Source organism: Jatrophihabitans lederbergiae (assembly GCF_031845305.1).
Classification (GTDB): Bacteria; Actinomycetota; Actinomycetes; order Mycobacteriales; family Jatrophihabitantaceae; genus Jatrophihabitans_A; species Jatrophihabitans_A lederbergiae.
Map to the genome: position 1 here is coordinate 1 of NZ_JAVREH010000025.1, position 24,494 is coordinate 24,494.

General features: G+C 69.4%; 20 protein-coding genes and 1 pseudogene. 9 read left to right on the plus strand and 12 right to left on the minus strand.

The genetic code is table 11. The annotated features are described in order from the left end of the window. Positions 1-123: 123 nt before the first annotated feature. Together RM423_RS16185 and RM423_RS16190 are read left to right on the plus strand one after the other, a co-directional pair. Positions 124-600: pseudogene (locus RM423_RS16185) on the plus strand (IS3 family transposase); the annotation flags it as partial. Positions 601-768: 168 nt separating this feature from the next. Then, the gene (locus RM423_RS16190; RefSeq protein ID WP_311424083.1) at positions 769-2,598 is read left to right on the plus strand and encodes a phospholipase C; all 1,830 of its coding nucleotides are present in this window, start codon (positions 769-771) and stop codon (positions 2,596-2,598) included. Between the two features lie 114 nt (positions 2,599-2,712). On the opposite strand, the gene RM423_RS16195 is transcribed toward RM423_RS16190, so the two are convergent. Beyond that, entirely contained in the window at positions 2,713-3,267 is a 555-nt protein-coding gene (locus tag RM423_RS16195; protein ID WP_311424084.1) for a uridine kinase family protein, read from the minus strand. A gap of 8 nt (positions 3,268-3,275) precedes the next feature. Further along, on the minus strand, positions 3,276-5,171 hold the full coding sequence (locus RM423_RS16200; protein ID WP_311424085.1) for a S9 family peptidase: 1,896 nt from the start codon (positions 5,169-5,171) through the stop codon (positions 3,276-3,278). A gap of 85 nt (positions 5,172-5,256) precedes the next feature. Between RM423_RS16200 and RM423_RS16205 the strand changes: the two genes are divergently transcribed. The 3 genes from RM423_RS16205 (at position 5,257) to RM423_RS16215 (ending at position 9,117) form a co-directional block, all read left to right on the plus strand. Then, positions 5,257-7,503: a RecQ family ATP-dependent DNA helicase gene (locus RM423_RS16205; protein ID WP_311424086.1), complete on the plus strand. Its 2,247-nt coding sequence runs from the start codon at positions 5,257-5,259 to the stop codon at positions 7,501-7,503. A gap of 70 nt (positions 7,504-7,573) precedes the next feature. Continuing rightward, complete coding sequence (locus RM423_RS16210; protein ID WP_311424087.1) at positions 7,574-8,095, plus strand: mycothiol transferase; 522 nt, start codon at positions 7,574-7,576, stop codon at positions 8,093-8,095. A gap of 95 nt (positions 8,096-8,190) precedes the next feature. Further along, on the plus strand, positions 8,191-9,117 hold the full coding sequence (locus tag RM423_RS16215; protein ID WP_311424088.1) for a DUF4349 domain-containing protein: 927 nt from the start codon (positions 8,191-8,193) through the stop codon (positions 9,115-9,117). Positions 9,118-9,151: 34 nt separating this feature from the next. On the opposite strand, the gene RM423_RS16220 is transcribed toward RM423_RS16215, so the two are convergent. The 3 genes from RM423_RS16220 to RM423_RS16230 form a co-directional block, all read right to left on the minus strand. Then, positions 9,152-11,227, minus strand: a complete 2,076-nt coding sequence (locus tag RM423_RS16220) for an ATP-binding protein (RefSeq protein WP_311424089.1) — start codon at positions 11,225-11,227, stop codon at positions 9,152-9,154. Further along, the gene (locus RM423_RS16225) at positions 11,224-11,628 is read right to left on the minus strand and encodes a response regulator transcription factor (RefSeq protein ID WP_311424090.1); all 405 of its coding nucleotides are present in this window, start codon (positions 11,626-11,628) and stop codon (positions 11,224-11,226) included. The genes RM423_RS16220 and RM423_RS16225 overlap by 4 nt, the downstream gene beginning before the upstream one ends. 63 nt (positions 11,629-11,691) lie before the next feature. Further along, complete coding sequence (locus RM423_RS16230; RefSeq protein WP_311424091.1) at positions 11,692-13,215, minus strand: PucR family transcriptional regulator; 1,524 nt, start codon at positions 13,213-13,215, stop codon at positions 11,692-11,694. 60 nt (positions 13,216-13,275) lie between these two features. Between RM423_RS16230 and pruA the strand changes: the two genes are divergently transcribed. Beyond that, entirely contained in the window at positions 13,276-14,937 is a 1,662-nt protein-coding gene (gene pruA / locus RM423_RS16235) for an L-glutamate gamma-semialdehyde dehydrogenase (RefSeq protein WP_311424092.1), read from the plus strand. A 12-nt stretch (positions 14,938-14,949) separates the two neighbouring features. Continuing rightward, the gene (locus RM423_RS16240) at positions 14,950-15,876 is read left to right on the plus strand and encodes a proline dehydrogenase family protein (protein ID WP_396327750.1); all 927 of its coding nucleotides are present in this window, start codon (positions 14,950-14,952) and stop codon (positions 15,874-15,876) included. A gap of 30 nt (positions 15,877-15,906) precedes the next feature. Here RM423_RS16240 and RM423_RS16245 read toward each other — a convergent pair whose 3' ends face one another. The 7 genes from RM423_RS16245 to RM423_RS16275 are packed head-to-tail and all read right to left on the minus strand — an operon-like array spanning position 15,907 to position 22,628. After that, a complete protein-coding gene (locus RM423_RS16245; RefSeq protein ID WP_311424094.1) occupies positions 15,907-16,401 on the minus strand; it encodes a GtrA family protein in 495 nt (164 codons plus the stop codon). A 45-nt stretch (positions 16,402-16,446) separates the two neighbouring features. Then, on the minus strand, positions 16,447-17,259 hold the full coding sequence (locus RM423_RS16250; RefSeq protein WP_311424095.1) for a DUF1295 domain-containing protein: 813 nt from the start codon (positions 17,257-17,259) through the stop codon (positions 16,447-16,449). Continuing rightward, positions 17,256-18,536, minus strand: coding sequence for a cyclopropane-fatty-acyl-phospholipid synthase family protein (locus RM423_RS16255; protein ID WP_311424096.1), 1,281 nt, complete (start codon positions 18,534-18,536; stop codon positions 17,256-17,258). Before RM423_RS16255 ends, RM423_RS16250 begins: the two co-directional genes overlap by 4 nt. Continuing rightward, on the minus strand, positions 18,533-19,798 hold the full coding sequence (locus RM423_RS16260; RefSeq protein WP_311424097.1) for a cyclopropane-fatty-acyl-phospholipid synthase family protein: 1,266 nt from the start codon (positions 19,796-19,798) through the stop codon (positions 18,533-18,535). The genes RM423_RS16255 and RM423_RS16260 overlap by 4 nt, the downstream gene beginning before the upstream one ends. After that, a complete protein-coding gene (locus RM423_RS16265; RefSeq protein ID WP_311424098.1) occupies positions 19,795-20,613 on the minus strand; it encodes a DUF1365 domain-containing protein in 819 nt (272 codons plus the stop codon). Before RM423_RS16265 ends, RM423_RS16260 begins: the two co-directional genes overlap by 4 nt. Then, entirely contained in the window at positions 20,610-21,890 is a 1,281-nt protein-coding gene (locus RM423_RS16270) for an NAD(P)/FAD-dependent oxidoreductase (protein WP_311424099.1), read from the minus strand. The genes RM423_RS16265 and RM423_RS16270 overlap by 4 nt, the downstream gene beginning before the upstream one ends. A 27-nt stretch (positions 21,891-21,917) precedes the next feature. Then, entirely contained in the window at positions 21,918-22,628 is a 711-nt protein-coding gene (locus RM423_RS16275; protein ID WP_311424100.1) for a dienelactone hydrolase family protein, read from the minus strand. A gap of 107 nt (positions 22,629-22,735) precedes the next feature. On the opposite strand from RM423_RS16275, the gene RM423_RS16280 reads away from it, so the two are divergent. Both RM423_RS16280 and purE read left to right on the plus strand, forming a co-directional pair. Continuing rightward, positions 22,736-23,923 carry a 5-(carboxyamino)imidazole ribonucleotide synthase gene (locus RM423_RS16280; RefSeq protein ID WP_311424101.1) on the plus strand — a complete coding sequence of 396 codons (1,188 nt, stop codon included), beginning with the start codon at positions 22,736-22,738 and terminating at the stop codon, positions 23,921-23,923. Next, positions 23,916-24,494: a 5-(carboxyamino)imidazole ribonucleotide mutase gene (gene purE, locus RM423_RS16285; RefSeq protein ID WP_311424102.1), complete on the plus strand. Its 579-nt coding sequence runs from the start codon at positions 23,916-23,918 to the stop codon at positions 24,492-24,494. The genes RM423_RS16280 and purE overlap by 8 nt, the downstream gene beginning before the upstream one ends.

Below are 24,494 nucleotides of genomic sequence, written 5' to 3' on the forward strand. Positions count from 1 at the left end.
CTCATCGGCCGCATGTGGTGGTGTCTACAGAACGGTCAACTCTGGGACGAGCACGCCGCCTGGAACGAACTCTCGACGGGCCCCGCTCAGGTCGCTGCTTGACACTCACTCGCGTGGGATGTCTACCTGCCCTACGACGGCGGGCATCTCTACCTGGCGACGGTGATCGACTGCTACTCCCGCCGCCTGGTCGGCTGGTCGATCGCCGAGCACATGCGCACCGAGCTGATCGAAGACGCGCTGCACGCCGCCCGACGCGAACGCGGCTCGCTGGCCGGCGCAATCTTTCACGCCGATCACGGCGCCCAGTACACGTCCAAGGACTACGCCGAGCTCTGCGCAGATCTCGACGTCACCCGCTCCATGGGCTCCGTCGGTTCCAGTGCCGACAACGCGTTGGCCGAGTCGTTCAACGCCACCCTCAAACGCGAGACCCTGCAAGGCGCAGCACGATGGGCCAGCGCCCACGGCGCCCGCCTGGCCGTGTTCAAGTGGATTACCCGCTACAACACCCGCCGCCGGCACTCCGCCTGCGGCTACCGCAGCCCGATCACCTACGAGAACACCACCACCGCGGCTACGCTACGACCGGCCGCATAACAATCAAATCGCGTGTCCACTTTTCGGGGCGAAGGCCCGTCCGTCGTCTCGAACCATTGGGTGTTTGCCGCTGCGCCAGCCGGCGTTCACCTGCGACGGATAGTTTTCACAGTGCCGCCCACCGCCCACAACCTGATGCAGGGCGGAACCCGAGAAAGGCCATTGCTGATGTCCAGACTGTCCACGACCGTTGGCGCCGTAGCGCTCGGTTCGGTGGTCGCGCTGACCGCGACCGCGGCGTCCAGCGCCGCCGAGCCCCGCCATTCGGCTCCATCGACCACCACGACGCCGATCAAGCATCTGGTGGTGATCTATCAGGAGAACGTCTCCTTCGATCACTACTTCGGCACCTACCCCAAGGCGAGCAACACCTCCGGGCAGCCGTTCCACGCGGCGCGGCACACGCGGGCGGTCAACAATCTCGTCCACGCCCGCGGTGCCGGCGGCAGGGGCAACCTGTTGACGAACAACCCCAACCGCGACGCCGCTGGCAACCAGGTCAATCCGCGCCGGCTCGATCCGGCCAATCTCAACGACGTCCTCACCTGCGACGAGGGCCACAACTACGACGCCGAGCAGAAGGCGTTCGACGGCGGCAAGATGGACAAGTTCATCACCACCGTCGGCCGCGGCGCGGGCACCAACGGACCGGGTCAGCCGTGCAAGGCCAGCGACGTGATGAACTACTACGACGGCAACACCGTCACGGGCCTGTGGAACTACGCCCAGCATTACGCGATGAGTGACAACTCCTTCGGCACCACGTTCGGGCCGTCATCACCCGGCGCGATCAATCTCGTGTCCGGCGACACCGGCGGCGTGGACAAGATGATCAACGGCGCCGCCACCAACGGTGACACCGTTCCCGACGGCACCGGCGGGCATTCCCTCATCGAGGACGCTCAGCCCTACTACGACGACTGCTCCACCCGTGACGCGGTGTCGCTGTCGGGCAAGAACGTGGGTGACAACCTGAACGCGGCCGGAGTGAGTTGGGGCTGGTTCGAGGGCGGATTCCGGCCCACCACCAGCTTCGCTACCGCAACCGGCGGCACCCAGCCGACCAGCACCTTCACCCCCGACCAGTTCAAGGGCAAATTCGCCAGCGCACCCGCGTCCGACCAGGGCCTGTGCAATGCCGTGCACCCGATCGGCGCCGCGGTCGGCGGCACCGGCGGCACGACGCCAGGTGGCAGCAACTACGGCAACAAGGACGACTACATCGCCCACCACGAGCCGTTCCAGTACTACCGCTCCACCGCCAACCCGCACCACCTGCCGCCCGCGTCGCTGTCGGCTATCGGCACGGACACCCAGACAGTCACCGGCGGGGTGCCGCAGTTCAACACCGCCAATCACCAGTACGACATGAGCGATTTCGACGCGCTGGTCGCCGCCATCTCACACGGCTACGCCTCACCGGACCTGTTGCCGGCGGTGAGCTTCCTCAAGGCCCCCGGCTACCAGGACGGCCACCCCGGCTACTCCGACCCGATCGACGAGCAGCAGTTCGTCACCACCGAGATCAACGCGCTGCAGCACACCCCGGACTGGGCCAGCACCGCCGTCGTTATCGCCTACGACGACTCCGACGGCTGGTATGACCACGCCTACAGCGGCATCCACAACCCGTCCAACACCGCCACGGTGGCCACCCCACCCGGACCGCAGGACTTTCTCACCGGCACCGGACTGTGCGGCAACACCAGCAGGCACACACCGCTGGCCGGGCAGAACGGCCGCTGCGGTTACGGCCCCCGCCTGCCGCTGATCGTCATCTCCCCGTGGGCCAGGCACAATTACGTGGATCACACCCTCACCGACCAGTCCTCCATCCTCAGAGGCATCGAGGACAACTGGCGACTGCCCAGGATCGCCGGCTCCTTCGACTCGATCGCCGGCAGCCTGAACCACCTGTTCGACTTCGACGACCGCCGGGGCGAGAACAGCAAGCTCTACCTCGACCCGGTCACCGGCCAACCTGCACGCCAAGACTGACCTGATCCGACAGCCGGGGGTCGCAGCGAGCAACTGCGGCCCCCTGCTTCGGCTTCGGGTACCAAGTCAGAGCTGACCCGCTGGAGTACCACCCGATTCACGCGTACGCAGCGCTCAGAGCCCGTCGATCACGACGTCGGCGCGGAACTCGGGATTCTGCTCTGCCACATAGGCGTCCTCGTGCGGCATCCAGACGTCCGTCCAGTGCGCGCGCATCGATTCGCCGTCCCGCTCGACGCCCCGTGCCAGCCGGACGTCCCGCGGGGTACGTACCCAGACTGTGAGGTCCCACGGCAGGTTTACCTCCGTACGCATTGCCGAGACGCCCTCGACCACGACCAGTCCACCGGGTGAGATGTCATACCACTCCGCGCCGGAATCGGAGTTCCAATCCCAGCGCTGGTAACGCGCCGGGCGACCGGCGAGCAGCGGCTCGGTGACCTGCTCGGCGAAGCGCGCCCGGTCCCAGCCGAGGACCCGCGGCCCGGAGAAGTCATCCAGGGCCACAACTGCCGAGTCGGGCACCGCGGCCGCGACGCGCTTGGCAAGCGTTGATTTGCCAGCGCCGCCCTGGCCATCGATCGCGAGAAAGCCGCTTCGACCGGCCGGACGTGCAGGCAATGCGGCGATCACCGCCATCAGTTGCTCGAAGTCCAGCCACACCGGCACCGTCCGGCTCAGCTCAGGTGCCGGGCGAGGAACTCCAACGCCTGCGGGTACGCATCAAGCTGGTTGACCCGCTTGGCCAGGCCATGGCCCTCGTCGGCGTAGACCAGCAACTCGCATTCAGCGCCCGAGGAGCGGACCGCCGCCGCGACCTGCTCGGCCTCCGACAGGGGCACCCGCGGGTCGTTCGCGCCGTGGATGACGAACAGCGGCGCGGTGATCCGGTCGATGATCGGCAGCGGTGACGCGGCCTGCAGGACGTCGTAGTCCTCCTTCAACCGGCCGTACTCACGCTCGCGGTACACCCGCCGGTACGCCGAGGTGTTCTGCAGAAAGGTCACCAGCGACGACATGCCGACGATGTCGACCCCGGCGGCCCACAGGTCCGGGTAGAACGTCAGGCCGGCCAGCACCATGTACCCGCCGTACGAGCCGCCGTAGAGGGCGATCCGGGACTGGTCCACGCCGATGGCGGGCAGCCATTCGCGCAGCGCCACCAGGTCTGCCACCGAGTCGAGCCGCTTCTCGACGTCATCCAGCGACAGCCAGCGGCGGCCATAGCCGGCGGAGCCGCGGACGTTGGGCAGCACCACGGTGTACCCGGCCAGTGCCAGCGCGGCGGCCATCGGATTCCAGCTGCGCACGGTCGCCGACTCAGGGCCGCCATGGATGATCATCACCGCCGAACCAGCAGCGTTCGGCGGGATGATCGCGAACGTGGGGATCTGCTCGCCGTCCGGCGCCGGCGCCCGGAAGGACCGGGGCTCGATCAGGTCGGCGGTCGCCTCTGCGGGGTTGCCGGTGGTGCGGCGGTTGACGGACTCGCCACCACGCCAGCTGTAGGCCTCCGGTGGCTGGACCGGGGAGCTGAACGTCATCCCCAGCTCGGAGGAGTCCGGTGACCAGATCAGGTTGGTGCGGAAGGTCAGCACGCCGGCGTGGGGCAGTGCGATGGGGTGGCCGACGGTTGCGTCGGGCGACCGGACCTCCAGGCTGTCCGCGCCATCGGACGAGCTCACCACCGCGATCCGGTTGCCGTCCGGTGACGGCCAGCCATACACGTCACTGCCCTCCGTGCCGGCCACCATGGACCAGGTTCGGTGCGCGACGTCGAAGCGGCGCAGCGAGACGAATCCGGTGCCGTTGTCGGCAACCCCAGCGCCTTCGGCAGCTTGGACGCCTTCGGCGTCTCGGTCAGCTTGGACGCCTTCGGCGTCTCGGTGAGCTTGGACGCCTTCGGCGTCGGAAGACGCCAGCAGCGCGCTGGAGTCGGGCAGCCAGCGGGGATTGGCCCACTCACCGGGCACCTCGTCGTCGGTGATGGCGGCGCTCGTCCCGTCCTGGCTGTCCACCAGCAGCAGCTGGGACGAGGCCGGCAGCGTGGTCATCCGCGACAGCACCACCCAGCGGCCGTCCGGTGACACCCGGGCGCCGTTGAACCAGCCGCCACCGTCCCACAACACGCGCTCCTCGCCGGTCGCGACGTCGCGGGCGATGACGTCGAAGTCGACCCCGTTGCGGCGGTTCGTCGAGTAGATGACGCGGCCCGGCTGCACCTCGAGGAGGTCGTGGATGAAGGCGGGGTCGTGCACCAGCGGCTCCGGTGTGGGCAACCGCTGCTCGCTGCCGGTGGTGTCCAGCCGAAGCAGCGAGAGCTGGGCGCGCTCGGTGCCGCCGGTGTCTGCCGACAGCACCACCACCCGCTCGCCGGGAAGGTAGCGGCCACTGCACGGCTCGCCCAGGTGGGTGAGCTGGCGCCACTGGCCGTCAGGTGAAACCTCGTAGAGCTGGGTCGAGCCGGTGTCGTCGTTGCCCACCAGTAGCCGGTGCTCGGAGTCGATGTCGAACAGGGACGTCCGGCGGAGCTCGAGCAGATCGGTCAGGCGGTCAGCGGCGCGTTCGGTCATCCCTGCATGCTGCCATCCGCGCGCGGGCGCCCAATTCGTGCCGTCGGCGGCGGTTCTGTCACCGGTGGCTGCTAGACAGGGGCCCATGACTTCCTCTGGACTCTCGGTCTCTGGCTCTCCGGCACCCGCCGCCCCCTCCGGAAGCCTGCGCGAGCGCGCCGAGGAGCATCTGCGTGCCCTGGCCGGACCGGCCGCGACGCTGCGCGAGGACCAGTGGACCGCTATCGAGGCGCTGGTGGCCGATCGCCGGCGCGCCCTCGTCGTCCAGCGCACCGGCTGGGGCAAGTCGGCCGTCTACTTCGTCGCGACAGCGCTGCTGCGCGCGTCCGGAGCGGGGCCGACCGTTCTCGTGTCGCCGCTGCTGGCGCTGATGCGCAACCAGATCGCCGCCGCTGAGCGGGCCGGCATCCGTGCCGCGACCATCAACTCCACCAACGTCGAGGACTGGGCGAGCACGTACGCCCAGATAAACCAGGGCGACATCGACGTGCTGCTGCTGTCCCCGGAACGGCTGAACAACCCCGACTTCCGCGATTCGGTGATGCCCGAGCTCGCCGCCAGTTGCGGCCTGCTGGTGGTGGACGAGGCACACTGCATCAGCGACTGGGGGCACGACTTCCGGCCGGACTTCCGTCGATTGCGAACCCTGCTGCCTGAGCTTCCGGCAGGCATCCCGGTGCTCGCGACCACCGCCACGGCCAACAGCCGGGTGGTCGCCGACGTGACCGAGGTGCTGGGGCTCGGCGCGAGCGCACCGCAGGTTCCCGAACCCGGCCGCAACGGTGAGGTGCTGGTGTTGCGCGGCAGCCTGGACCGCGAATCGCTGCAACTCGGCGTGCTGCGACTGCCGTCCACGGCGCACCGGCTCGGGTGGCTCGCCGATCATCTCCACGAGCTGGACGGTTCCGGCATCATCTACACGCTGACGGTGGCGGCCTCCCAAGAGGTCGCCGAGTACCTGCGCCAGCGCGGCTTCAGCGTGGCGGCGTACTCCGGCAAGACCGAGCAGACCGAGCGCCTCGCCGCCGAGGACGACCTGATCTCGAACCGGGTCAAGGCGTTGGTGGCGACGTCGGCTCTCGGCATGGGCTTCGACAAGCCCGACCTCGGGTTCGTGATCCACTTCGGTGCGCCGGCCTCGCCCATCGCCTATTACCAGCAGGTGGGACGTGCCGGCCGCGGTGTCGACCGGGCGCAGGTCATCCTGATGCCCGGCCCGGAAGACCAGGCGGTATGGGACTACTTCGCCTCGGTCGGTTTTCCGCGCGAGGCGCAGGTCCGCGAGGCGCTGTCGGTGCTGGCCCAGAATGGGGCGCCGCTGAGCACGGCGGCGCTGGAGCCTCGGGTCGAGCTGTCCCGGACGCGCCTGGAAACCATGCTGAAGGTGCTGGACGTGGACGGTGCCGCCCAGCGGGTCAAGGGCGGTTGGGTGGCCACCGGCCAACCCTGGACCTATGACGTGGACCGCTACGCCCGGGTTGGTGAGGTGCGCAAGGCCGAGCAGCAGGCGATGCGGGACTACTTGTCGCTGACCACCTGCCGGATGCGGTTCCTGCGTGGGCAGCTCGACGATCCGACGGACACCGACTGCGGCCGGTGTGACAACTGCGGCGGTCTCAGCATCCCGGCCGCGACCTCTGAGCGGGCGGTGTCCGAAGCCAGCGCCACCCTGCAACGGCCGGGCGTGGTGCTCGACCCGCGGCGTCAGTGGCCCTCGGCGATGGCCAGCCTCGGGGTGGACCTGCGGGGCAAGATCTCGGCCGGTGACCTTGCCGAGTCCGGACGGGCGATCGCCCGGTACACCGATCTGGGGTACGGCCAGCGCGTCCGGTCGGTGCTCACCGGTAGCGCCGATGCGGGCTTCGACCCGCCGAGTGCCGGTTCCGATCCGGCTGATGCCGGCTCCGCTCCCGCGGGCGGAGTGCCCGCCGATCTGATCGAGGCGACGGTGAAGGTGCTGGCGGCCTGGGGCTGGAAGAGCCGGCCGGCCGGGGTAATCTCGATCGGCTCCCGGAGCAGGCCCGCGCTGGTCGCCGACCTCGCGGCTCAGATCGGCAGGATCGGGCGGCTGCCGGTTCTCGGCACCGTGCCGCACCATGGTGGTTCTGGCCTCGCCCGGTCGAACAGCGCTCAACGGCTCAGGGCGGTCTGGGACAGCTATCAGTTGCCCGCCGAGGTGGCCGATGCGCTTTCCGGGCAGTACCGCGACCAGCCGGTGTTGCTGGTGGACGACTTCACCGACACCGGATGGACGCTGACCGTGGTTGCCCGAATGCTGCGCTCGGCCGGGGCCGGGCCGGTGTACCCGCTGGTGCTCGGCATCGCGGGTTGAGCGGCAGCGGGCAACGGCGCCGTTCGTCCCGAGCGGCGCGGACCGTCCAGCTGTGTTGCAAGATGGATCAATGAGTACAGAGCCGAGTTCCGCTGACCTGTTGATCGATGCCCTCAGCCGGGTGCGAGAGGTGGTTCGGGGCACGGTCGCCGACCTGACCTCCGAGCAGCTCAGCTTCCAGCCCGATGGCAACGGCAACTCCATCGGCTGGCTGGTCTGGCACCTCACGCGCGTCCAGGACGACCACGTGGCCGACGCCTCCGGTGGCGAGCAGGTGTGGACATCGGCCGGCTGGTATGACCGCTTCAACCTGCCGTTCGATGCCGCCGCCACCGGGTACGGCCACAGCTCCGAGGATGTCGCCGCGGTTCGGGTCCCATCGGCTGACCTGCTGATCGGCTACCACGATGCCGTCTTCGCGCGCAGCAGCCAGTACATCTCCGTACTGACCGCGAAGGAGCTGGCGCGGATCGTCGACGACTCCTGGGACCCGCCGGTCACGCTCGCGGTGCGGCTGGTCAGCGTGATCTCCGATGACCTGCAGCATGCCGGCCAAGCGGCTTACGTGAAGGGCCTGTTGCCGGAAAGCTGACGAGTGCTCGCGCGCCGGGTGTCAGTCGCATAACGGCGGCAACCGCGCTGCGCACACACCGCATCCTCCTCGCATACCGATGCCCAGGAGGCGCCATGATGTCCGGTCCGCGTAATCGTCCAACCCAGCGGCGCGCCTGGGTGCTGGCGGCACTGTTGACCGCGGCCGTCGCCATGGGCGGCTGCAGCTCCCACTCGTCCTCGACCAGCTCCGGAGCAGCACGAACCGGTGCCGGGTCGAACAGCACTACCGGCTCGCAGGCCAAGGCCGCCGCCGGGGCTGGGATCGTGGCCGGAGCCGACACCGTCACCAGCCCGAAAACACAGGTGCCGGTTCAGCAGCGCGACATCGTCCGTACCGCGACCATCTCGCTCCAGGCGGTTGACGTGGACCGAGCCGCCGATCTCATCGGCGCTCGGGCGACCTCGGCCGGTGGCCGGATCGACGGCGATGACCGCAACGCCGAAGGAGCCGACCGGACGGCGCAGCTGGTGCTGCGGCTTCCCCCGTCAGCCCTCGACGGGGTTCTCGCCGGGGTGGTCCGGCTGGGCAAGGAGACGAGCCGGAGCGTGCACGGCGAGGACGTGACCGCCTCGCGGGCCGACGTGAACGCGCGGGTGACGGCGCTGCGGACGAGCGTCACCCGGCTGCGGGAGTTCCTTCGCAAGTCCGGGAGCATCACCGACCTGGTCCGGCTGGAATCCGAGCTCAGTCAGCGCGAGGCCACCCTGGAGTCGACCGTCGCACAGCAGCGGGCACTCGCGGACCAGATCGGCCTGGCGACGTTGACCGTGAGCGTCAGCTCGCCGGCCGCCGTGGCTACCATCTCGAACCCGTCAGGCTTCGGCGCCGCCTTGAGCCGGGGTTGGCACGGCCTGGTGCTGGCACTCGGCTGGGTGATCACCGGCTTGGGCTACGCCATTCCGTTCGCCGCCCTGGCCGCAGTGGTGGCCCTGCCGGTGGTGCTGGTGCGGCGACGCAGGCAGGCACCCGCGCCGGTCCTCGAGGCACCGCCGGCTTAGAAGCTGCCCAGCGGCTCAAAGCTCAGCGCGTGGCTCAGACTCCGGCCGGCGGCTTGGGCAGCCAGACCGTCAGGGTCGTTCCGGCGCCCAACTCGGACTCGACGTCGATCGCGCCGCCATGGCGCTGCACGATCTCCCGGACGATCGCCAGCCCGAGCCCCGTCCCGGGCAGCGCCGCCGCGGAGGCGTTCGAGGCGCGGAAGAAGCGTTGGAACAGGTTCTCGAACTCGGCGGCCGGAATGCCGATGCCGGTGTCGGAGACCTCCACGATCACCGCGTCCGTCTCGTCCGGCATCGCGCTCACCGTGATCGCGCCACCGCCGGGGGTGAACTTGATCGCGTTGGAGACCAGGTTGGTGAACACCTGCTCCAGCTGGTGTGGGTCGCCCTCCAGCATCAGGTCCACTTCAGGTGGCGGCAGCTCGAACTTGAGCTTCACGTCGCCGGCCACGGCCATCGGGGCCATCGCGGTCTGCACGATGCGCAGGACCGTGCGGATGTCGACCTCGGTCACGTCCAGCCGCAGCCGGCCGGCGTCGATGCGCGACTGGGTCAGCAGGTCTTCGATCAGGTTGCGCAGCCGGGTGGCATTGCGGTCGATGACGGCGAGCATGTCGGTGGCCTGGTCGGGCAACCGACCGGCGTCGCCGTCCTGCAGCATTTCCAGATAGCCAGAGATCGAGGTGAGTGGCGTCCGCAGCTCGTGCGACACCGTGGAGATGAAGTCGGCTTTGGCCTGGTCGAGTTCCCGCAGCAGCTGCACGGCCTGTGCTTGCCGCTCGATGACGTGTGCCTGCACCAGGCTGTGCGCGAGATCTGCCGCCAGATGCTGGGCAATCCCCGTCTCGGTCAGGGTCCAGTGCCGCGAGTGGCCGTGCATCGCCACCCACAGCAGCCCGAACGCGGTGTCGCTGTCACCTATCGGCACGACGATCGAGGCGCTCGCGCCGATGGCGTGCGCGAGGTCGAACGGCTGCCGGCCGGCGCTCGTGGGCTCGTACGTCCGATGGCTGTCAATGGCGATGATCTGGCCGCTCTGCCACAACCGGGCCGCGAGCTCCCGCACCATCTCGACCTGTGGCTCGGACGCCGCGGGCATCGGCCGCAGGGCGTCACGATGCCACTGCGCGGTCAGCCGGGGCACCCGCTCGTCGGCGAAGGTATGCAGCCAGACCCGGTCCACCTCGAAGGCGTTTCCCAGTCCGCGCACGAGGTGTTCGGCCATCTGCGCGCCGTTCGTGGTGCGCCGGATGGTGGCCGAGACGAGCCGGGTGCGCTGCCGGAACTGCTCGATGTCGCGGTCCTCGGCGGCCTCCGCCCGAGCGTGCCGGCCGAGCGCGTTGACCGCTCTGGCGAGCGCGCGGACCTCCGAGGGCCCGTCGTGCTCGTCGGTCTGGGCCGTCAGATCGCCCCGGTCCAGCCGTCCGACGATCGAGCGGAGCCGCAGCAGCGGCCGGCTGATGGACCGCGACGTGCGATAGGCCAGCGTGGCCACGATGATCATCGCCACCACGGTCGCCAGGACGAGCAGTGGCATGGCCATGCTGCGCAGCCGGTTCGATTGCGCCCGCAGCTCGGACCGTTTCGCGTCGAGCCGGTTGGCCACCGTGCTGTTGGCCGCGCGGAACTGGTCGAACAGGTGCTTGCCGGCCTGCTGCTGTGCGCGGCTGGCGGGGGTGCCGCTGCGCTGTGCGGCGACGGGGTCGGCGTACGTGGTCAGCCACTGCTGGGCGAGCCGGCGTTCGGACGCCAGCGCGGGGTCGAGGCTGTGCGCGTCGATGCCGGCCAGCGAGCTCTTGGCGGCGTCCAGCATGGGCAGGATCTGGTCGTGCGCGTTCTGGTACGGCTGCAGGAACGCCGCATCGCCGGTGATGAGGTAGCCGCGGACGGCCGTCTCGGAGTCGAGCATCAGCGTCAGCACGGTGCTGTGCAGGTCGTTGGCAGGGGTGTAGCCGTTGCTCAGCTTGTCGACCTGGCCGGCGGCGATGTGAACCGCACCGGCTCCGGCGGCACCTAGCAGCACCAGCAACGCGAGCATGCTGAACACCAGCCGGCGCAGCCGGGTGCCGACCCCGTCGCGTGCGTCCCGAGGCAGTCCGTGGCTGCTCACCCGGCGCCCTGGTCGAGCACCGCGCGTACCCGTAGCACCAGCTCGCGTGGGCTGAAGGGCTTCACGATGTAGTCCGCGGCCCCGATGGTGATGCCGCTCTGGACGTCGAACTCCTGGCTCTTGGCAGTCAGCAGGATCACCGGGATGGTCGCCGTGCGCGGATCTTCGAGCAGCTGACTGAGGACGTCGAGCCCGGTCATGCCCGGCATCGTCACGTCGAGCAGGGCGACGTCGGGCAGCTCGCGGCGCACGGCGGCAAGAGCCTCGCGGCCGTCACTCACCGCAATCACCGCGAAGCCTGAGGAGGACAATTTCGCCTCGACCAGGTCGCGAATGTCCCGGTCATCGTCGGCGACCAATGCCACTAGGCCGGATGGGTCTTGAGTCGGCTCGTCGTTCATGTTCGCTGAGATCCTCGGTCAGCTCGCAGTCATCCGATCATGACCCCCGTCAGATAGTAAGAATCATGCCCCGGATGCGGCCGCGCGCAAGCCGCAACGTAGGTGGACGTGGGCCGACAGCCGAGTGTCGGCGTCGTCCAGGTCGAGTCCGACGGTGTCGGCAACCTTGCGAAGCCGGTATCGGACGGTAGTCGGATGGACGTGCAAAGCCGCCGCGACCCGCGCCACGTCCGAGCCGGTGTCGAGGTACGCCAGTACGGTGCGGGCGCCGTCCGGGTCGGTTCGGACGAGGTCGTCGAACCGGCGATCGCGCAGTTCCGGCCTGTCGGCGAAGGCTTTTTCTAGCAGTGCGGCCACCAACCGGGGCCTGGTCGCCTCGAAGGACACCACGGCCGCGTCGTCGGCAGCCTCCAACGCCAGGTCCGCCTCTCGCCGGGACCGGGTCGCCTGAGCCAGCGAATCCGCCAGCCCGCCGACGGCGCCGCGGGCGGTTGCGTCCAGGTGCAACCCGGCCGCGGTGACGGCCCGGCCCAGCATCGCAATGGCGGAACTCACACTGTCGACGGCGGGCAGCAGCGCGTACACCCGGCCGTCGAGCTGTTCCACGAGCGCGTTGCGCCGGTAGGCCGCCGCGTGGACGGTGACGATGGCGGTCAGCTCGTCCCGGCGTAACCGGTCGGCGGCGGGGCCGTGCTCGGGACCGGTGCCGGCCAACTCGAAGACCGCGACGACACAGGGCCTGCGCGCCACCCGGCCGAGCCGGCTCGGTGCGGTGCCGCCGCCGAGCAACGCGGCCAGTCCGGTGTCGCCGGGCCTGCCGTCCGAACGCGCTCTCTGGCTGGCCAGTTGGACGGCGGTGATCCGCGCGGCGCCGAGCAGCGCCTGGGCGGCGTGCGGCCCGAAGTCGTCGGCGCCCTGCTGAACCCAGATGGTTCCGAGCTGGCGGGTTCCGGCGAAGATGCCGACCGCGAGCCGTCGCCGGACACCGGACTCGGGGTGCTCGGCGATCTCGACCACCTCCTCGGAGGCGGCCAGCCGGTCATAGATGCCCCACTCGCGCAGCAGCGCCAGGTACTCCGGCGGCCCGCTACGCCCCAGGATGGACAGCCGCCGCAGCTCGTCCACCTCGTCACTCGATCGCGAGTACGCCAGCACCCGGGCCGAGGTGTCCTCGATGGTGACCAGTCCGCCGGTCAGGGTGGCGATGGTCTGCGCGAGATCGCCGAGCTCGTCGTCGGGTGCCAGGGCCGGTGGAGTCAGCCGCTGGACGAGGTGACGGTGCAGGTCGTTCCAAGCCACTCCCGGCGGCAGCCAGCCCAGTTCCACGCCGAGTTCGGTGGCCTGCCGCTCTATGCCCGCGGCCGTCGCGGCGCGAGCGGGACGGCGAAGCAGCACACCGGCGGCGGCCGCTCCGGCGGCCGCGGTGAGCAGCGCGGGCACCTGGTCCAGCTCGACACCGAGCCCCAGCACCACATCGCCGGGCTCGAGGCCGGATTGCGGCGCCGTCGGCTCGACCAGCGACACGGCGCGCGCATCGGCGAACCGGTCGGTGAGAAGAGCCAGCGCGCTCGGATCAGAGGATTCCATGCCGCTAACTTTATCGATCCGGAGCATCGACAAGTGGTGTTCCGCGCCTACCGTTATCGCATGGACGCCGCTACCCAGATCCCCGCTGCCCACAACGAACCGGTGCTGAATTACACCCCGGGCTCGCCCGAACGCGCGGCCGTGACCGCCGCCCTGGCCGAGCTCGCCGAACAGCGCCTCGAACTGACCTGCGTCATCGGGGGAGAGCACCGGCTGGGCGGGGGCGAGCGTCGCACCGTGGTGCAGCCGCACAAGCACTCGCACGTCCTCGGCGAGTACGGCAACGCCACCGAGCAGGACGCCCGCGACGCGGTTACGGCCGCGCTGGCCGCCGCGCCGGCCTGGCAGGCACTGTCCTACGACGACCGGGCCGCGATCTTCCTGCGCGCCGCCGACCTGCTGTCCGGCCCGTGGCGCGCGAAGTTGAACGCCGCCACCATGCTCGGCCAGTCGAAGACCGCCATCCAGGCCGAGATCGACTCCGCCTGCGAGCTGATCGACTTCTGGCGCTTCAACGTCTCGTTCGGCGCGCAGCTGCAGCGCGAGCAGCCGATGTCCTCGGCGGGCGTGTGGAACCGGCTGGACCACCGGCCGCTGGAAGGCTTCGTCTACGCCATCACCCCGTTCAACTTCACCGCGATCGCCGGCAACCTGCCGACCGCTCCCGCCCTGATGGGCAACGTGGTGATCTGGAAGCCGTCCGAAACCCAGCTGGTCGCGGCCCAGCTCACCATGCAACTGCTGGAAGAGGCCGGTCTGCCGGCCGGTGTGATCAACCTGCTCACCGGCGACGGCCTGGCCGCCTCCGAGGTGCTGCTGCCGCACCCCGATCTCGCGGGCATCCACTTCACCGGTTCGACGGCGACGTTCCAGCACCTCTGGCGGACGGTCGGGGAGAACATCGCCGGCTACCGCACGTACCCCCGGCTCGTGGGCGAGACCGGCGGCAAGGACTTCGTGGTGGCGCATCCGAGCGCCGATGTCGATGCGCTGCGCACCGCCCTGGTCCGGGGCGCGTTCGAGTACCAGGGCCAGAAGTGCTCCGCCGCGTCGCGTGCCTATGTGCCTTCCTCGGTATGGGAAAAGCTCAAGGACGGCCTCGCCGAGCAGACCGAGGCGCTGACGATGGGCGACGTCACCGACTTCGGAAACTTCCTCGGCGCCGTGATCGACCGCAGGGCCTTCGACCGGCTCGCGGCGGTGCTCGACAAGGCCAAGAACGACCCGCGGCTCGACATCCTCGCGGGCGGAACAGCCGATGACAGCGAGGGATTCTTCATCCGTCCGACCGTCCTGGTGTCTGCCGACCCCGGTCACGAGATCTTCTCGACGGAGTACTTCGGCCCGATCCTGGCGGTGTACGTCTACGACGACTCCACCGATGCCGACGCCGCCTTCGAGCGGATCCTCGACGTCGTCGACAGCGCCGCGCCGTACGCGCTGACCGGCTCGGTGATCGCCAAGGACCGGGGCGCGATCGCCCAGGCCCAGCAGCGGTTGCGCTTCGCCGCCGGCAACTTCTACGTCAACGACAAGCCGACCGGCGCGGTGGTGGGCCAGCAGCCGTTCGGCGGCTCGCGCGCGTCCGGAACCAACGACAAGGCCGGATCGGTGCTGAACCTGCAACGCTGGGTATCACCGCGGGCCATCAAGGAGACGTTCGTCAGCCCGTCCTCGGTGCCCTATCCGCACCAGGCCGCTGACGAGCAGGTTGGGAAGTAGCCGCGAATGGCATTGCTTCGTGAGCCGCTGCTCGCCGCCGCCCGCTCGCCGAAACTGCGCACCGTCGCGGAGAAGTCGCGGCTGACCCGTCCGGTGGTGGACCGGTTCGTGGCCGGCGCCACCGAGCCCGACGCCCTGCGGGTCACCGACGAGCTGATCGGCAACGGCCTGTACGTCACGCTGGACTTCCTCGGCGAGGCCACCACCTCGCTCGAACAGGCCGGTTCCACGGTGCGGGCGTACGAGTCCGTACTGGTCGAGCTCGCCAAGGCGGGCAGCGCGGAACGGGCCGAGGTGTCGGTGAAGCTGTCGGCGATCGGTCAGTCCCTGCCCGGGAATGGCGAGAAGATCGCGCTCGACGGTGCCCGGCGGATCTGCGAGGCCGCGGCCGCGGCGGGAACCACGGTGACCGTCGATATGGAGGACCACACCACCACGGACTCCACCCTCGGCATCGTGCGGGAGTTGCGGGCGGACTTTCCCTGGGTCGGCGCCGTGCTGCAGGCCTACTTGAAGCGGACGGAGGCTGACTGCCGGGAGTTCGCGACGGCCGGCTCCCGGATCCGGCTGTGCAAGGGCGCATACGCCGAGCCCGAGTCGGTGGCGTTCCAGGGCGAGGCGGTCGAGGACTCGTACCGGCGCTGCCTGGGCGTGCTGCTCGCGGGCGAGGGCTATCCGATGGTCGCCAGCCACGACCCGGCGATGATCGCCGCGGCCCGATCACTGGCGGTGCGGAACTCTCGTACGTCGGACAGCTTCGAATTCCAGATGCTGTTCGGAATCCGCCCGGACGAGCAGCGGGCCATCGCCGCCGCCGGTCACCGGATGCGGGTCTACGTCCCGTACGGCGACGAGTGGTACGGCTACTTCATGCGACGCCTTGCCGAGCGTCCGGCGAACCTGACGTTCTTCCTGCGCTCGCTGACGTCGAAGAAGTAACGCGGGCTGTTTCTGAAGTGGCCCCGGGGGCTACACGGTCTGGGGAACCTGCTGCTCGTTGGGGTCGTCGTCGGGCAGTCCGGCGGCAACCCGGTCCGGGTGCAGGAAGACGAACCGCTTGTACGCCCAGAACCGGAAGACCGTGCCGAGCCCGATGGTGGCCAGGTTGACCACGTTCATCACCACGATGTGGTGCTTGAAGTGCAGCGGGTATGAGAAGACCGCGATGACGGCCAGGGCGCCGACCAGGGCGATGAGGTTGATCAGGAAGAAGAAACCGGCCTCGCGCCCGAGATTGCTGCGGGCGCGGTGCGAGAACGACAGGTAGCGGTTGCCCACGTACGTCACGACGGTGGCGACGGTGGTCGAGATCGTCTTGGCGAAGATCTGGCCGTCATTGAAGAAGAAGTTGAACAGCGACAGATCGATGATGAAACCGATCGCTCCCACGAAACCGAAGGCGGCGAGCTCCTTGACGAGCAGACGCCAAGAGCCGCGGACCCGGTCGACAAATGAGTGAGACATCGCCTTCGATTGTGCCATGTGCCCGCTGCGCATCTGGCCACCCAGTTACGAGGGAACGGAGCGCTTGGGCGGCAACGGCACGAAGCCCGACGTCCGGGCCATGTAGTCCCGATAACCCTCGCGACCGGCCATCGAGCGCTCCAGCACCCGCTTTCCGGAGCCGAAGGCAAGCAGGTACACCATGATCATCGGCGAGAAGAGGGTCAGCACGCCGGGCCACCGCTCGGCGCAGACACAGGAGATCCCTAACCAGACGCAGGCGTCACCGAAGTAGTTGGGGTGCCGGGTGTAGTGCCACAGGCCCCGGTCCATCACCTTGGGCACCTTGCGGCCGCTGGCCCTGTCCTTCTTGTACCGCTCCAGCTGCCAGTCGCCGATGCCCTCGAACAGCACCCCGACTGCCCACAGCAGCACCCCGACCACGGCCAGCGGGGTCAAGCCGTCCCGCTCGAAGGATCCGACCAGAATCGGCATCGATATCAGGAACGCGAGGATGCCCTGCAGCCCGTACACCAGCGCGATCGTCTCCAGTTGTCCGCGGTCGCGCAGCATCGCCTCATACCGCGGGTCCTCGCCCTTGCCGATGCTCCGGCGCCCGATGTGCACGGCCAGCCGCAAGCCCCAGAGCAGTGTCATTGCCAGCAACAGCCACCGCCTGCCGGTGTCACCATGGCCGGCCGAGCGGACGAAGGCCACTACCGCCGCGGCGCAGAACAACAGCCCCCACGCGGTGTCGATCACGCTGTGCTTCTTTGCCAGCCGGCTGGCCGCATAGGTGGCGGCCAGCACTACCAGGATCGCGAGCGCTGCCACCACGAGGGTCGCGGCGAAGGCGTCGCCCGAGAATCTCGGACTCATCCGGCGGTGATCCAGTCCGGGGTCGGCGGCAGGTGCGACGTGCCGGACGGGGACGGCCGCACCGCCAGGATCTGGTCGACGCCCATCCGGCCCTCCTCGAAGCTCAGCCCGCCACCGACCAGGTACAGCCGCCACACCCTGGCCATCTCGTCGCCGACCATCGCGACGGCTTCGGAGTAGTGGCTCTCGAACGTCTCCAGCCAGGCGTCGACCGTCCGGACGTAGTGCTCGCGCAACGCCTGCACGTTCCGGATCTCGAACCCGGCCCGCTCCAGAAAGCCGAGGGTCTCGCTCAGCGGCCGCATGTGCATGTCGGGCGCGATGTAGCTCTCGATGAACGGTCCGCCACCGGGCGCGGCGTCCGAGCGGCGCGACATCTGCTGGAGCAGAAGTCGCCCGGTCGGTTTGACGTGGCTGAACAGGGCACCGGCGTACACGGGATAGTTGTGCTCGCCGACGTGCTCACCCATCTCGATCGAGCTGACCGCGTCGAACGGCTGCTCCGCCACCTCGCGGTAGTCCTGAACCCGCACCTCGACCCGGTCGCTAAGCCCGCGCTCGGCGATTCGCTTGCCGATGAACTCGTGCTGCTGGCCGGAGATGGTGACGCCCAGGACCCGTACGCCGTAATGCTCCGCGGCGTGCAGGCTCAGCGAGCCCCAGCCGCAGCCGACGTCGAGCAGCCGCATCCCTGGAAGCAGGCCCAGCTTGCGGCAGATCAGATCGAGCTTGGCCCGCTGCGCCTGGGCAAGCGTCAGGTCGTCGGTCTCGTAGTACGCCGACGAGTACGCCATCGACTCGTCGAGGATCAGCGAGTAGAACTCGTTCGACAGGTCGTAGTGGTGTGCGATCGCCGCCCGGTCCCGCGCCCGGGTGTGCAGCGTTCCGGTCAACTTCGCCTGCGAGGCGGGGACGGTGGGGCGAGGTCCGAGCGCGCCGAGGCGCAACGCCAGCGTCGCCGCGGACAGCTTCTGCCTGGCAGTCAGCGTGATCGGCCCCGATCCGGTCGTGCGCGACTTCTCCCACACCGTGCGCAGGCCGTCGGCCAGCTCCCGCGAGCCGCCGGGGACGTCGATCTCGCCGGTGATGTAGGCCTGCGCGATGCCCAGCTCGTCGGGTTGCCACAGCAACCTGCGCAGCGCCCGGCGCGAGGTGATACGCAGCACCGGGGCGTTGGCCGGACCGGCCTCGCTGCCGTCCCAGGCGTGGATCCGGACCGGCAGCTCGGTGCCCACCAGCGGGGTCATCAGCGCGGACAGCTTCGCGGCGACGCTCATCGGACAGTGCCTTTCGTCAGGCCGAATTGGACGACATCGAGGTAATGGGAGCGGAATCCCGCTTCGGAGTAGGCCAGGTAAAGCGACCACATCCGGCGGAAGGCGACATCGAAGTCCTCGGACAACGCCTGCACCTGTTCGGCGTTGTCCTCGAACCAGGCCCGCCAGCGCCGCAAGGTCTCGGCGTAGTGCAGGCCGAAGGTGAACTCCGAGGTGACCTTCAGGCCGGCGTCGTTCGAGCTCTGCCGGACGGACGTGACCGACGGCAGCTGACCGCCGGGAAAGATGTACTTCACAATCCAGGTATAGGTGTTCATGCTCGCGATCATCCGGTCGTGCGGCATGGTGATGGCCTGCAAGCCGGCCCGGCCACCCGGCTTGAGCAGCCGCTCGATCGCGCGGAAGTACTCGTCCCAATGGTTGGCCCCGACCGCCTCGATCATCTCGATGCTGACGATCGCGTCGAAGCTGCCGGTGACCTCGCGGTAGTCCTGCAACCGAACCTCCACCTGGCCGGTGCAGCCCGCCTCGGCGATCCGCTTGGTGGCCAGCTCCGCCTGCTCGGTGGAGATCGTGACGGTGGTGACCCGCGCGCCCCGGCTCGCGGCCCGGATGGCCAGCTCGCCCCAGCCGGTGCCGATCTCGAGGACGGCGCTGCCCTCGGTGACGCCCGCGATGTCGAGCAACCGGTCGATCTTGCGGTGCTGAGCGGTGCTCAGATCCTCGGCGCTGTGGTCGGGATCGGCCTCGAACAGCGCCGAGGAGTACGTCATGGATCGATCGAGGAACAGCTGGAACAGGTCGTTGGACAGGTCGTAGTGCCGGTGGATGTTGTCCCGCGAGCCGTCCACCGTGTTGTCCTCGGTCGAGGGCCTCGGATGCACCACCGCGGAGCGAAGGCGTTGCAGCAGCGGGGGAACCAGCGTCGCCAGGCTGCTCGCCAGCACGGTGAGCACGCCGGCGACATCGTCGGATTCCCAGTCACCGGCCAGGTACGCCTCGCCGAAGCCGATCAGGCCGCTCGCGGCCAGGCGCTGGTAGAAGTCCGACGGCCGGATCAGGTGCAGGTCCGGATCGCTCCGGCCGCCCGCTCCGAAGCGCTGGCCGTCGGCCGTGGTCACCCGAATGGGCAGCGACCGGACGGCCCGCTTCAGCAGGCGCTCGGCGACCGCGGCGCGCAGCGGGCTGTTCGGAACCGCCACCACGTCCGGCCACCGAAGGGCGTCGATGTCTTTTCCGGGTGCCAGCGTTGTCGTCGTCATATCGTCTTCCTGAGGTCGGGTGCCGAGAAGCTCGCGGGTGCTGCGTCGTCGGTCGCGCATGGTCGCTCGCCACCGGGTCGGGGAAGCGGCCGTAACCCCTTGGCGTACAAGGTGATGCCGTGCCGCTTGATGCCGATCATGACCGCCCGGGTGGCCAGTGGGGTGCGCAGCGCCGACCACAGGCTCGCGGGCGCGGCGCCTGATCGGCGGCCGGTGAGCACCGCCGAGAACGGCCGATCACCCGTGCGGTGCAGGGTGACCGTGACTGTCAGCTCAGCTCCGGGTTGCGGCAACCGCATCGTGTAGTCGCCGTCGACCGGATAGAACGGTGAGACGTAGAACAGCTTCTCGGTTCGGGCGTTGCCCCGGTCATCGGTCGACAGCAGGTAACTGTGTCGGCCGCCGTAGGTGTTGCGAACCTCGGCCACGGTGTGCGCAAGCTGGCCGTCCCGGTCGTAGCAATAGAAGACCGACAGCGGGTTGAAGACGTAGCCGAGCACCCGGGGGTTGGCCAGCATCAGAACCTTCGCCGGTCGGGCGACCCCGTGCCCGGCCAGGAACGCGTTCACGTTGGCGCGCAGGCTGTACTCGGGTTCGCCGAGGTGGTCGGCGGCGGAGAACCGGCACAGCCACCGCAGTCCCCGGGGCAGTTCGGGCACCTGGTCGAGGTCGATGAGCCAGGTGCTGCTGCGCTGCTCGAAGCCGTGCTCCAGCGGGTCCCTTCGGCGGTGGCTGATCCGAGCGTCATAGCGGGCCGGGGTAATCGGTGTCGCCTCGTCAGCCGGCGTCACGGGTTGGACCGGCGACTCCGTCACCAATGCGACCCGAGGCTCAGTGCCGCCTCGACTCCGGAGCGGCAGCCGTCCTCGTGAAAGCCCCAGCCGTGGTAGGCGCCGGCGAAGGCGACGGTGCCGTCGTTGAGCGCCGGCAATCCTGCCTGGGCGGCGACCGATTCGGGCGTGAAGATGGGGTGCTCGTACAGCATCCGGTCCAGCACCTTCTCCGGCGCCACGGCACCCTCGTCGTTGAGCGTGACCAGGTAACGGGTGCGCGAGTTGAGCCGTTGCAGCCGGTTCATGTCGTAGGTGACATGGACCTTGGACGCGGACGCCTCGCACGAGGGCAGGAAGTAGTTCCAGGACGAGTGGGTGCGCTTGGCCCGCGGCAGCACCGAGGTGTCGCTGTGCAATGAGGTCGGATTGAGCGAGTACTCGATCGCGGCCAGCGTGTCGCGCTCCGCGGCGGTCGGATCGGTGAGCAGCGTCAAGGCCTGGTGCGGATGGGTCGCGATCACGATTGAGTCGAACCTGGCGACCTGATCGGCATCGTCGCGGACCTCGACGCCCGAGCCGGTTCTGGTCACCGCCCGCACCGGCGTGGTCGTCTGCACGGCCGAGAGCTGTTTGGCCGCTCGCTCGACATAGCTCGCCGACCCGCCGACCACGGTGCGCCACTGCGGTGTACCGGTGACCGACAGCATCCCGTGGTTGGACAGGAACTCGAACAGGTACCGGGCCGGGTAGCGACCGGCAAGCTCGGGGGAGCAGGACCATACCGCCGAGATCAGCGGGGTCACGAAGTGCAGCCGGAAGTAGCTGCTGAACCTGCCCCGCGCGAGGAAGTCGTCCATGCTCTCCTGCGGACCGGTCTGCTGCAGGCCGGGAGGAGTTTCTGCGAGCAGTGCTCGCGCCTGCCGGTGGAACCTCAGCACCTCGGTCAGCAGGTACAGGTAACGCGGATTGGCGGCGTTCCGGACGGACGGGAACAGACCGCCCAAGCCCCGGGCGCCGGCGTACTCCAGCCCGCAGCCGCCGCAACTGACGGACATGCTCATCTCGGATTCCTGCGTCGCGACGCCGAGTTCGGTGAACAGCCGCAGCAGGTTGGGGTACGTCCGCTCGTTGTGCACGATGAACCCGGTGTCGACGCTGACGGACTGCCCGTCGTCGTCCAGAAGCTCGTGGGTGTGGGCGTGGCCGCCGAGGCGAGAATCAGCCTCGTACAGCGTCACATCCGCATGCTGGGAAAGGATGTAGCCAGCGGTCAGCCCGGCTACGCCGCCGCCGACCACTGCGATACGGCGTCGGCTCATTTTTAGCCTTCCGTGCAGGGGAAGTCCCTATCGGTAGGTCAATCGGGTGGGAGCCCGCAGGACCTCGTGGATGAAATTCGGAGCGTCGGTCCATCCGGATGGCACGTAGTCCGGCAGCACGGTGGCGAGGACGAACTGGGCAGCCAGGTCGTGCCAGAGCGCGGGCCGACGCAGCATCGGATGCCCTTCCCCAGTTATGTCGACCAAACTGACCGGAACGTGAGCGGCTTCCAACCGGCTTGCGAAGGCGGCCGTGCCGCGCGGGCTCGTCATCCGGTCGGCGGTGCCGTGCGCCAGCAGCACCCGGCGGCCGGCCAGCTGGTCGACCGGCTCGCCCGCGGGCAGCCACGGCGCCAGGCCCACCACCCCGCGCACCCCGGTATGGCCGCCCACCCGCAGGGCGGTGCGACCGCCCATCGAGTGCCCGACCAAGCCGATGGGACGCGGCCCGAACCGGTCGGTCAACTGCGACAACGCCCATTCCGCGTCCCGCACCGGAGCCGGCACACCGCCGCGCGCGTTCCAGCCCCTGGCGCCATAGCGCAGCCGTGCCACCGCGACCCGGCCCTGACCCAACTGCCGGATTCGGTGGGCGAACGGGACCATCCGCAGCACCGCGAGCTGGCGGCCGCGTACCGGATCGATGCTCACCTCCCGGCCGCCGTGCAGCACGAGCACGACGGCCTCGGGGAAGCCGCGGCCCGCGGAAACGGAAAGGTGGGGGCGGTAGTCGGTCATGCTCGACACCGTACTTACGCGGGGTTGACGCCCCATGCGCCGGCTGACACGCCAGCCGTCGCGGACACGGTTGGGGTGATGCGGGCGCGTCCCGCTAGGTTTGTGTGGTGGATACCCGAACTGGACTGCCGGTCGTGGGCATGGTGGGCGCCGGGCAACTGGCCCGCATGACCCACCAGGCAGCGATTCCCCTCGGCCAGTCCCTCCGGCTGCTGGCGGATTCCCCCGACGACGGCGCCGCGATGGTGGCCTCGGACGTGCAGCTCGGCGACTACCGCTCACTGGCGGACCTGCGCCGGTTTGCGGCCGGCTGCGACGTCGTCACGTTCGACCACGAGCACGTGCCGGGCGAGCACATCCGGGCGCTGGCCGGTGACGGTGTGACCATCCTGCCGAGCGCGGACGCGCTGCTGTACGCACAGGACAAGGCCGCGATGCGCTTCCGGCTCGGGAGCCTCGGGCTGCCCGGGCCCGCGTGGCGAGATCTGTCGGTGGAAGCGGACCCGACCGCGGCGCTGGCTGAGTTCGGCGAGCGGACCGGCTGGCCGCTCGTTCTGAAGGCCATCACCGGGGGGTACGACGGCAAGGGCGTGTGGATGGTCGACTCGCTCGCCGATGCGCAACCGCTACTGGCGTCGGACACCCCGCTGCTGGCGGAAGCGAAGGCCGACATCGACTTCGAGATCGCGGCGGTCGTCGCCCGCTCGCCGTTCGGGCAGGGCGCGGCCTGGCCGGTGGTCGAGACCGTGCAGGAACAGGGCATCTGCACCGAGGTGATCGCTCCCGCCCCACGGCTGACGGCTGAGCAGGCTGACGGCGCCCAGGAGCTCGCGCTGCGGATTGCCCGGGAGTTGGGCGTGGTCGGGGTGCTGGCCGTGGAGCTGTTCGTGGAACGGTCCGGCGCGCTGCTGGTCAACGAGCTCGCGATGCGCCCGCACAACTCCGGGCACTGGACGATCGAGGGCTCACGCACCTCACAGTTCGAGCAGCACCTGCGCGCCGTCCTCGACTATCCCCTTGGTGTGACGACTCAAACGGCGCCGGTGGTGGTCATGGCCAACGTGCTCGGCGGCCCGGACGACACGGCGCCGGCCCTGGACGAGCGGGTGCACCACCTGATGGCCAAGTGGCCCGATGTCAAGATCCACCTGTACGGCAAGGAATTTCGGCCCGGGCGCAAGGTGGGTCACGTGACGGCGTTGGGCGAGGACGTGTCGGCGGTGCGGGCGCGGGCCCGGGCCGCGGCCGACTACCTGTCGCTGGGCGACCGGGCGGAGGTGGACGCGCATGAGTGACCAGCCCGAGAACGCCCGACCTGGTGTCACGCCTCCCGAGGTCGGCGTGACTCCGCCCGATGACACGCCTCCCAAGGTCGGCGTGATTATGGGCAGTGACTCCGACTTCGGGGTGATGGGAGCCGCCGCCGAGGCGCTCGCCGAGTTCGGGGTGCGCTGCGAGGTCCGGGTCGTCTCGGCGCACCGGACCCCCGAGGGAATGATGTCGTACGCGCGTGCCGCCGCCGGCCGGGGCCTGAAGGTGATCATCGCCGGTGCCGGCGGTGCCGCGCACCTTCCTGGCATGGTCGCCGCGCTCACGCCGCTGCCGGTGATCGGCGTCCCGGTGCCGCTGAAGTACCTGGACGGCATGGACTCGCTGCTGTCCATCGTCCAGATGCCCGCCGGCGTGCCGGTGGCCACCGTGTCCATCGGCGGCGCCCGCAATGCCGGGCTGCTGGCCGTGCGGATGCTCGCCGCGCACGACGTCGAGCTGCTGCGGCGCGTCGAGGCATTCCAGGCAGACCTCGCTGAGACGGCGCTCAGCAAGGACCGGGAACTGTCAGAGAAGATCCGTACGCTCGGCTGGTGA